We start from the raw sequence: 11,727 nt of genomic DNA, 5'->3' as shown, positions 1-11,727 counted from the left end.
CGTTACCACAAAAAACCACCTTCCTTTAACTAAAGGAAGGAGCAGTAAACAAGTATCTCTTTAGTTATTCTAGTTATTTCACAAGAGTAATCACGCAAACCTGTCCCCATAAGTATTATCGAAATGAAAACATATTTTCATCAAAGACACCCAACAAAGCCAATTAGGAAAACCTCAACACGAAGCAACCTCGCAGCAATGTCCCCTTGAGGGGACTTTAGGGGTGTTTTTCAAAAAAAACATAGCATCATCAAAGATACCAAGTATCGCTCTTTATGGGTGTTTCCAGAACGAACACCATTACAATCCTTATTGCAGACCAATCTACACAGGTACTTTTTCATCTGCCAATAACCAGACCATCCTTTTACTACAGTCCACATTTTAAAATGCGCTTTGCTTATTTTACGCCAAACCATCCACTTTTTCGTTACCACAAAAAACCACCTTCCTTTAACTAAAGGAAGGAGCAGTAAATAAGTATCTCTTTAGTTATTCCTAATTATATACAAGAATAAGCTTTGTGCCTTCGCGAGAGAAATTAATATGCAGTTGTAGTTTTCAATTTCAATAATCCAAAAACAAACAAAACCTCCTATCCTATTCTCTTGTAACAAAGTGCTTCGCCTTTTACGACAAACCATCCACTTTTTCGTTACCACAAAAAACCACCTTCCTTTAGCTAAAGGAAGGAGCAGTAAACAAGTATCTTTTTAGTTATTCTAGCTATTCCACAAGAGTAATCACGCAAACCAGTCCCATAAGAATTATCGAAATGAAAACATATTTTCATCAAAAACACCCAACAAAGCCAATTAGAAAAACCTTAACACGAAGCAACCTCGCAGCAATGTCCCCTTGAGGGGACTTTAGGGGTGTTTTTAAAAAAAAACATAGCATCATCAAAGATACCGAGTATCGCTCTTTATGGGTGTTTCCCTTTGCCTTTTGTCTATGTCAGTTTAAGTGAAATTGCTTTTTCGTTTTGTATAAAAAAAAACATCTATCAGATATTTTTAATAATATGCAGTCTCAGTTCACTGTCACAGTTTTCAACTTCACATTCATTTTCATTTTCACTAACTTTGAATCTTAAATCCAAAACCTTGAATTTAGAAGCATGAAAGTATACACAAAAACAGGAGATAAAGGTACCACCGCACTTTTTGGAGGCACAAGAGTACCAAAACACCATATCCGTATCGAAAGTTATGGTACTGTAGACGAGCTAAACTCGCATATTGGTTTAATTAGAGACCAAGAAATAAATACCAAATACAAAGAAATTCTTATCCATATACAAGACCGCCTTTTTACGGTAGGTGCTGTTTTAGCTACAGATCCCGAAAAAGCAATTCTTAAAAATGGAAAAGAACGATTAAACATTCCTAAAATTTCTTCAGAAAACATAGAACTACTAGAAAAAGAAATGGATACAATGAATGAAGACCTGCCTCAAATGACGCATTTTGTACTTCCAGGTGGTCATCAAACCGTGTCATTCTGTCATATTGCTCGCTGTGTTTGTAGACGTGCAGAACGCTTAGCAGCAGCTTTAAACGACATAGAGACCGTAGAACCTACCACTTTAATGTACTTAAACAGATTATCAGACTATCTTTTTGTCTTGGCACGAAAATTGTCTTATGATTTGCAAGCAGATGAAGTAAAATGGATTCCTGAAAAGCAATAAATTTTACCGCCTGTAATTAGTAACACTGCAAAGTACTTTAGTGTCTAGTAGTTTACAGTTAAAATGGACGTTCTTTTAATTTATTGAAAAAATAATTCACTTTTCTCTTGACTATCTAAACTAAAAATTTATTTTTGCAAAAATAAAAACATTTAGAAATGTATTGGACATTAGAACTAGCATCTTATTTAAGTGATGCACCTTGGCCAGCAACAAAGGACGAACTTATTGATTACGCAATCAGAACGGGAGCACCTTTAGAAGTTGTTGAAAACTTACAAGCAATTGAAGACGAAGGAGACTCTTACGACTCAATTGAAGAAATTTGGCCTGATTATCCAACGGACGAAGATTACCTCTGGAATGAGGACGAGTATTAATATCACAAAATTATCAATAAAAAAGTCTCATATGAGACTTTTTTTTGGTTATAATTATAATAAAATAACAACTTAACGTATCTTTGAAATCCTTTTTATTAGGGTTTTATCTTTACATAATAACAATCAAAAACTTATTATCCTTGCAAGCAAAGGCTTGAAAATAATAAGAACAAAAACATACCACACATGACTTTTTTAGATTCTGTACTAAAAGTATTTGTTGGCGACAAGTCTAAGCAAGACGTAAAGTCCATAACACCTTTAGTAAATAAAATCAAAACCTTTGAGGCTGCTTTAGAAGCATTATCTCACGATGAACTAAGAGCAAAAACAGCTTTCTTCAAAGAGAAAATAGCCGAAGCACGTAAGCCACTTCAAACAAAAATAGATGCGCTTTTAGTAGATGCAGAGAATGAAGAGGACATCGATAAACGGGAAGATATTTATTCAGAAATTGATGCTATAAAAGACGAAATTTATAAAGTTACCGAAGACGTACTAAACGATATTTTACCAGAAGCTTTTGGTGTAGTTAAAGAAACTGCTAGACGTTTTACAAACAATACTTCCATAACCGTTACAGCAAATGAGTTTGATAGAGTAATTTCTGGAGAACATGATTATGTAACCTTAGAAGGAGACCAAGCAACTTGGGCAAACTCTTGGGATGCTGCAGGAAAAGCGATTACTTGGGACATGATTCATTATGATGTGCAATTAATTGGTGGTATTGCAATGCACCAAGGTAAAATTGCCGAGATGCATACTGGAGAAGGTAAAACGTTGGTAGCAACACTTCCTGTGTATCTTAATGCTTTAGCTGGTCGTGGTGTTCACTTAGTAACGGTAAATGATTATCTAGCAAAAAGGGATAGCGCATGGATGGCTCCAATTTTTGAGTTTCATGGTTTGAGTGTCGATTGTGTAGATTATCATAAACCTAATTCTGCTGCTCGTAAAAAAGCGTACAATGCAGATATTACTTATGGTACCAACAACGAATTTGGTTTTGATTACTTGCGTGATAATATGGCGCATAATCCAGATGATTTAGTACAACGTCCACATCACTACGCTATTGTCGATGAGGTCGATTCTGTTTTAGTCGATGATGCTAGAACCCCATTAATTATTTCTGGTCCGATACCAAAAGGAGATCAACATGAATTTGATGCCTTAAAACCTAAAGTAGATGATATTGTTTCGGTACAACGTAAATACTTAACAACGGTTTTAGTCGAAGCAAAAAAACTGATCGCTGCTGGGGATGAAAAAGAAGGTGGTTTTCAACTACTTCGTGTATATAGAGGTATTCCTAAAAACAAAGCTTTAATTAAGTTTTTAAGTGAAGAAGGTGTTAAACAATTACTTCAGAAAACGGAAAACCATTACATGGCAGATAACAATCGTGAAATGCCTAAGGTAGATGAAGAATTGTACTATGTAATTGAAGAAAAAAATAATCAAATAGAACTTTCAGATAAAGGTATAGAATACATCTCTGGAAAAGATAATCCGGACTTTTTCGTCATGCCAGAAATTGGTATTGAAATTGCAAAAATTGAAGGAAAAGGATTAAGCAAAGAAGACGAAGCAGAAGAAAAAGAAGAATTATTCCGCGATTTCGCAATCAAGTCCGAACGTATTCACACCCTAAACCAATTACTAAAAGCATATGCTCTTTTTGAAAAAGACAACCAATATGTGGTAATGGATAATAAAGTGATGATTGTAGACGAGCAAACGGGTCGTATTATGGATGGTCGTCGTTATAGTGACGGTTTACACCAAGCCATTGAAGCAAAAGAAAATGTAAAAATTGAAGATGCTACGCAAACTTTTGCAACGGTAACCCTTCAAAATTACTTTAGAATGTACCGAAAGCTTTCTGGAATGACAGGAACTGCGGTTACAGAAGCTGGTGAGTTCTGGGAAATATACAAATTAGATGTTGTAGAAATCCCTACTAACAAACCTATTGCACGTGATGATAGACAAGATTTAGTATTTAAAACAAAACGGGAGAAATACAATTCGGTTATTGATGAAGTTACAAAACTATCTCAAGCAGGAAGACCAGTTTTAATTGGTACTACTAACGTAGAAATTTCAGAACTTTTAGGAAAAATGCTTTCTATTCGTAAAGTTCCGCACAATGTCTTAAATGCAAAACAGCATAAAAAAGAGGCCGAAATAGTAGATGAAGCTGGTAGAAGCGGACAAGTAACTATTGCAACCAATATGGCTGGTCGTGGTACCGATATTAAATTAAGTGACGAAGTAAAAGCAGCAGGTGGTTTAGCAATTATTGGTACAGAACGTCATGATTCTCGTCGTGTAGACAGACAGTTACGTGGTCGTGCCGGTCGTCAAGGAGATGTTGGTAGCTCCCAATTCTATGTTTCATTAGAAGATAATTTAATGCGTCTTTTTGGTAGTGAACGTATTGCCAAAATGATGGATAGAATGGGATTAGAAGAAGGGGAAGTAATTCAGCATTCTATGATTTCTAAATCTATTGAAAGAGCACAGAAAAAAGTAGAAGAAAATAACTTTGGTGTACGTAAGCGTTTACTAGAATATGATGATGTCATGAACTCGCAACGTGAGGTTGTTTATAAACGTAGATATCATGCTTTATTTGGGGAACGTCTTCGTGTAGATATCGCCAACATGGTTTATGATACTGCGGAAAACATTACAGAAACAAATAAAGGTGCTTCCGATTTTAAGAATTTCGAGTTTGAATTAATTCGTTATTTCTCTATGGCTTCTCCAATTACGGAAGCTGAATTTGTAAAGCTTCCCGTATTAGAAATTGCACAACGTGTATATAAAGCTGCTTTTGAACATTATAAAGCAAAAATGGCTCGTAATGCAGAAATTGCATTCCCTATTATCGCTAATGTATATGAAACACAACGCGAAAAGTTTAAAAGAATAGTGGTACCATTTACAGATGGTGTAAAATCTTTACAAGTAGTTACAGACCTTGAAAAAGCGTATGAAACGAAAGGAAAACAACTTATAACCGATTTTGAAAAGAATATTACACTAGCTATTATTGATGATGCTTGGAAAACACATTTACGTAAAATGGATGAGTTAAAGCAATCGGTTCAATTAGCAGTGCATGAGCAAAAAGATCCTTTATTAATTTATAAATTTGAAGCTTTTGAGTTGTTTAAAACAACTATAGATCAAGTAAATAAAGATGTGATTTCTTTCTTATTTAAAGGAGAATTACCAACGCAAGAATCTAATATTCAAGAAGCAAAAGAAACGCGTAAAAAAGAAAATTTACAAACGCAAAAAGACGAGATTCCTAATTTAGACGAACGTTCTGCTCAAAATAGAGCTGCCGGGAATACGCAACGTCTACCAGAAGTAGTAGAAACTATTGTACGTGACAAACCAAAAATTGGACGTAATGACAAGGTTACTATTAAACACGTTATGAGTGGCGAAAATAAAACCGTAAAATACAAACAAGCAGAACCTTTAATCGCTAAAGGCGAATGGGTTTTAGTAGAGTAATAAAAACCTAATACATCTTCCTGAACTTGTTTCAGGATCTTAAAACCTGAAGGTAATACTTCAGGTTTTTTATTATCCTATTATCACAAAAAAGACCACTAAAAAGAATAAACTTTAATTTTTTAACAATTTATTTTTTGTATCTTTAAAAATACCTAACCAAAATTGAAGATATGAGAAATGCATTTGCTATTGCTGTTGGTCTAGTTGTTGCCGGACTAGTAGTATTTTTATTATATATTTTAGGTCCACAATTTTTCACCTTTCCACCAGGAGCAAATCCTATGGATCCAGAATCTATAAAACAAAACATGCATTTAATACCTGCAGGCGCAATGCTCTTAGTTATTGTAGCACACTTTTTTGGTATTATTGGAGGTATGATTGCTTCTACAGCTGTTTCAGAAACGTCCCTAATCCCTGCGTATATCGTTTCCGGAATTATAATTTTAGGTTCTATTGGAGGCTCTCTAGCCATGTCGCATCCTACTTGGTCAATAATCACAGGAATAATTGCTGTAATTGCTGCTTTTTTTGTGGGTAGAATCGCTGCCATCAATAAAATGAATGAAGAATAAATCTATCTTTTAATGCTTCCTTTTTACCGATAAACAAAACAACCGATTTTATTCCGTTTCAACGAATATATTTCCGATTACACCGAAGTTTATTCAATATTCCTTAAATTTATTCCGTTGCATAACAGCAACATATACTCCTTTATTTTTTTTCGATTAATAGCACCTAATAAAATACGAAAAAAAACTATGAAGCTTTATGTTACTTTAAAGCGAAATTTTGTGCTATTCATCTTAATTTCCACATTACTTATATCTTTTCAAAGCATGGCTCAAACGATTAGTTTTGGAGCATCCGGCTTGGTTGGAGAATCGGTGTTGAATCCTACTTCTTTAGAATTTGGTCCGGATAATAGATTATACGTATCGCAACAAGATGGGAAAATTTGGGCATATACTATAAATAGAGATGCTGCCACCTCTGGAAATGGAACATATACCATTACAAGTACCGAAGCTATTACAACCATACAAAATGGTATTGTAAACCATAATGATAGTGGGATTTCAAATACAACACAACAGCGTTTAATAACGGGAATAGCGACTGCAGGAACTTCTACAAATCCTATTCTATATGTAACCTCATCCGACTATTTATTTGGAGGCGGAGGCGCTGGTAGTGATACCAATCTAGATACAAATTCTGGTATTTTATCTAAATTAGAATGGAATGGTACTTCTTGGGACAAAGTAGATTTAATTAGAGGTTTACCACGTTGTGAAGAAAATCATGCGATAAACGGCATGGATCTTTTTGAACGCAATGGCAATAACTACCTTTTAATTGTTCAAGGTGGGAATACCAATAAAGGAGCACCAAGTAATAACTTTGCTGGTACTCCAGAATATTTTTTATCGGCTTCTATGCTCATTGTAGATCTCACGCAATTAGACGCTATGCCAACGTATACAGACCCTAGAAACAACACAGATTATGTTTACGATTTACCAACCTTAAATGATCCTACAAGATTAGATATAGACAAAACACATGCCGATTTCCCATATCCTATTGGTCATCCATTACGAGATGCAACCATAGATGTTAATGATCCTTTTGGAGGAAATAATAGTTTAAACCAAGCTTTTCCGGAAACTGGAGGACCAATACAATTGTTTGCTCCTGGTTTTAGAAATGCTTATGATGTTGTTGTAACTGATAACGGAAGAATTTACACTTCAGATAATGGTCCGAACTCCCTTTGGGGCGGCGTTCCAAGAGTTTACGACAATAACACAAACACATATCTAGGAGATGAAAGCACAATAACCTACGACCCGGTAAATCATTATGTGAAAAATGAAATGAATGAATCTGGAAGTAGTTTAATTGGGGACCCATTACATTATGTAGGTACTATCAATGATGCAAATAAAACATATTATGGAGGGCATCCAATTCCTATTAATGCATTCCCTTCTCGTGCAGAAGTTATTGCTTACCAAAAAATTAATGGTTCATGGGTTGCTACCAGCACAAATACCTTACAGTCTTTAATAGTTGGAACCTCTGGATATTTCAACACATCTTTTGCTATTGGCGATTTTCCGGATGATCCACGTTTAGGAGAATACTTGGTAGATGAACCTATTGGAAGTCCGAAAAATAATATTTTAGATGTTAGACCTTCCTCCACCAATGGTATATTGGAGTATACCGCAACAAACTTTAGTGGTATTATGCAAGGCAATATCTTAACAGCTTCCTTTAATGGCGATATTAATAGATATGTACTAAATGCTGCTGGAGATAGTGTTTTAGAACAGGAAATCATCTTTAGTGGTTTTGGAGCCTTGCCTTTAGATATTTCAGCACAAGGAGATACCGATATTTTTCCAGGTACGGTTTGGGCTGCAACCTATGGCGCAAATAATATTACCGTTTTTGAACCATCTGACTTAGATTGTACGCAACCTGGAGAACCTGGATATGATCCGTTAGCCGACAATGATGGCGATGGATTTTCTAATCAAGATGAAATAGATAATGGCACAAATATTTGTTCGCAAGGAAGTAAACCGAATGATAATGATGGCGATTTTATTTCCGATTTAAATGATCCAGATGATGATAATGATACCATTTTAGATGTTAATGATGCTTTTGCGTTAGATGTAAATAATGGTTTAAGCACGAATCTTCCTGTTGATTTTGCTTTTTGGAATAATGACCCAGGAACAGGTTTCTTCGGTTTAGGTTTTACTGGTTTACTATTAGATCCTTCCGGAAGTACAGATTACTTAACCCAATTTGACGAAGTCGATTTATCCTTTGGTGGTGCTGCTGGTAAAGCAACGGTTGATTACGTAACCATTGGTGATGCTGCTAACAATACACAAAAAAATGGTTTTCAGTTTGGTGTAAATGTAGATATCAATTCGAATCCTTTTACTATTCATTCTAAAATTGAATCTCCGTTTTTTGGTATAAACGGTTCGCAAACACAACCTATAGATCATCAATCGTATGGTATTAGCTTTGGTAATGGAGATCAAGATAATTATCTAAAACTCGTTTTAATGAATGGTACAACTAATGTGGATACCGTGCATGGCTTACAAGTATTACTAGAAGATAATGGTGTGATTACCATCAATAACACCTATGATGTTCCTGGAATATTAAATGCTGGATCTGTAAGTTTATACTTTAGTATAGATCCTACAGCGAATACTGCGCAACCGTTTTATTCTATTGATGACGGACAAACACTACTCGTTTTAGGAAGCCCAATATCCTTACCTTCTACTTTTTTAGACCCATTGGATACTAAAGGATTAGCTATTGGAATGATTTCGACAGCAAGAGACGCTTCTGGAAGTGCTTCCAATCCGTTTACAGCCACTTGGGATTATATAGAAGTTTACGAAAACCAAAACGGCATATTAACCGCAACTCCTAACCCATTAGATTTTGGTTTAACTCCTACCACAAATTCTTTAAGAACAAAAGAACTTAATATTAGTAATGAAGGAGGACCAACAGATGACGCCATTACAATAACGGCACTTCAATTTTCTGGTACGGATGCCGCTATGTTTTCAACCAATATAACTTTACCGTTAACTATCAATGCGGGGACTAACGAAGATCTTCCTATTCATTTTATTTCTAATAGTGTTTTAGGAGTAAAAAACGCATCGCTACAAATGGTACATTCTGGAAGCAACTCTCCTATTCAAGTAAATGTAACCGGAGAAATTACAGATACCTATTCCCCTATAGTAAGAATAAACGCGGGTGGCCCATTAGTAACAGCAAGCGATTCTGGTCCAGACTGGGAAGCAAACAATAGCAACGGAACTTTTACAGGTACATCTTATGCCGTTTCCTCTGGATCTAGATACTCCATTTCTACTCTAGATTATTCTTATAAAGATGCATCTATTCCTTCGTATGTAGACCAAACAACCTATGAAACAGTTCTAAATTCACAACGAAGTATTAGTGCGACTTCTATTCCTATGATCTTTTCTATTCCTGTTCCTAATGGCGATTATATCGTTAATTTTTATGTTGCTAATTTATATAATGGAACTTCAGATCCTGGAGAACGAATTTATAGCGTAGATATTGAAAACCAACGTTTCTTAGAAAATGTGGATCCTTCTGCAAGGTTTGGACATAGACGAGTAGGAATGATTCAGCAGAATGTATTGGTATTAGATGGGATTTTAGAAATAGAATTTTTCAGAAATATAGAAAATCCAATGGTTAATGCTATTGAAATTCTTGCTTTACAAGCTTCGGATATTATTATCGATCCTATAGCAGATATTACAAATTGTGTCTTAGAAATTTCAGATTTTTCCGCAATAGCTAATGGCGGAAGTACTTCGGAAAACTTCACATATTCTATTAGCGGACAACCAAGCGGATTACAAATAGAACCTACCAACGGACTTATTTTTGGTACTATTAATCCTAGTGCAATAACTGGAGGATTAAATAGCGATGGTGTGCATCAAGTAACGGTTACTGTTTCTAAACTAGGAAGTACAGACGCGATTGAAACATTTATTTGGACTGTTCTTGAAGATACAGAAGTTCCAATAATTACTTGTCCGTTAGACATTACCCAAACCACGGATACCGCTTCTTGCGATGCTTTAGTTACCATCATAGAACCGACAGCAACCGATAATTGCACAGGAACAATTACTTATACTGGCGTACGGAATGATGCTTTATTATTAACAGATCCTTATCCAGTTGGAGATACCATTATTACATGGACCGCAACAGATACCGCAGGAAATGATTCCATTACTTGTGATCAAACCATAACCATTACAGAAGATGAATTACCTGTTATTACTTGTCCGTTAGACATTACACAAACTTCAGATATAGCTTCTTGTGATGCTTTAGTTACCATAATAGAACCAACTGCTACTGATAATTGCACAGGAACAATTACTTATACTGGCATACGAAATGATGCTTTATTATTAACAGATCCTTATCCAGTTGGGAATACTATTGTTACATGGACCGCAACAGATACTGCAGGAAATGATTCAGTTTCTTGTGATCAAACCATAACCATTTCAGAAGATGAATTACCAGTTATTACTTGCCCGTTAGACATTACCCAAACTTCAGATATAGCTTCTTGCGATGCTTTAGTTACCATCATAGAACCAACTGCTACTGATAATTGCACAGGAACAATAACTTATACTGGCGTACGAAATGATGCTTTATTATTAACAGATCCTTATCCTGTTGGGGATACTATTATTACATGGACCGCAACAGATACTGCAGGAAATGATTCCATTACTTGTGATCAAACCATAACCATTACAGAAGATGAATTACCGGTTATTACTTGTCCGTTAGATATCGAAGAACTTGTTGCACAAGGAGTCACTCAAGCAACTATAACTATTATAAAACCAACTGCAACAGACAATTGTACAGGAACCATTACATATATTGGCATAAGAAACGATGCTTTATTACTAACAGACCCGTACCCTTTAGGAGATACAGTGATAACTTGGACAGCAACAGATACAGCAGGAAATGAATCTACTGCTTGCCAACAAACAATAACAGTAACTTCTACGTACAAATTAAACTTAAATGTTTCTTTACAAGGTAGAATAGATCATTCTGGAAGCTATTCGGTTATCTTTTACAATGTTAATGATTTAGCAACTCCTGCTTACAGCTTCATCGAAACTGCAAATGCTTCTGGAAATATAATTCTTAGCACAGGAATTCTTCCTGGAAATTATAAAGTATTAGTAAAACATGAAATTTATTTACAACGATTGATAACCGTTAATCTAATTGGAAATCAGACAGAAACTGTAACAGAATTACTAGCTGGAGATGGAAATAATGATAATGCCATAAACTTTTTTGACTTTGGTATATTATCTGGAACATACGGATTAAGCTCAACACAGATTGGATATGATGGTCGTGCAGATTATGATAATAATTTAACTATAAACTTTTTTGACTTTGGCTTATTCTCCGGAAACTTTGGTCTATCTGGTGAAACACAAAATGACTAAA

Annotated in this window: 5 protein-coding genes; all 5 read left to right on the top strand. The window is 35.2% G+C overall.

What is annotated here, in order from left to right; genetic code table 11:
• The first annotated feature begins 1,120 nt into the window (after window positions 1-1,120).
• The 5 genes from ACVCZW_RS13215 to ACVCZW_RS13195 all read left to right on the top strand — a co-directional run bounded on the left by ACVCZW_RS13215 (window position 1,121) and on the right by ACVCZW_RS13195 (window position 11,726).
• Complete coding sequence (locus ACVCZW_RS13215) at window positions 1,121-1,693, top strand: cob(I)yrinic acid a,c-diamide adenosyltransferase (protein WP_452228112.1); 573 nt, start codon at window positions 1,121-1,123, stop codon at window positions 1,691-1,693.
• A 158-nt stretch (window positions 1,694-1,851) separates the two neighbouring features.
• A complete protein-coding gene (locus ACVCZW_RS13210; protein WP_008272287.1) occupies window positions 1,852-2,073 on the top strand; it encodes a DUF2795 domain-containing protein in 222 nt (73 codons plus the stop codon).
• A gap of 189 nt (window positions 2,074-2,262) precedes the next feature.
• On the top strand, window positions 2,263-5,613 hold the full coding sequence (gene secA, locus ACVCZW_RS13205) for a preprotein translocase subunit SecA (RefSeq protein WP_452232630.1): 3,351 nt from the start codon (window positions 2,263-2,265) through the stop codon (window positions 5,611-5,613).
• 173 nt (window positions 5,614-5,786) lie between these two features.
• The gene (locus ACVCZW_RS13200; RefSeq protein ID WP_452232629.1) at window positions 5,787-6,191 is read left to right on the top strand and encodes a hypothetical protein; all 405 of its coding nucleotides are present in this window, start codon (window positions 5,787-5,789) and stop codon (window positions 6,189-6,191) included.
• Window positions 6,192-6,458: 267 nt separating this feature from the next.
• Complete coding sequence (locus tag ACVCZW_RS13195; RefSeq protein WP_452232628.1) at window positions 6,459-11,726, top strand: HYR domain-containing protein; 5,268 nt, start codon at window positions 6,459-6,461, stop codon at window positions 11,724-11,726.
• The last annotated feature ends 1 nt before the right edge of the window (window position 11,727 follow it).

The sequence above is a fragment of the Lacinutrix sp. MEBiC02595 genome, assembly GCF_053601555.1.
The sequence above is the reverse complement of the archived record's forward strand: the minus strand, read 5'-3'. Positions and strand labels throughout refer to the sequence as shown.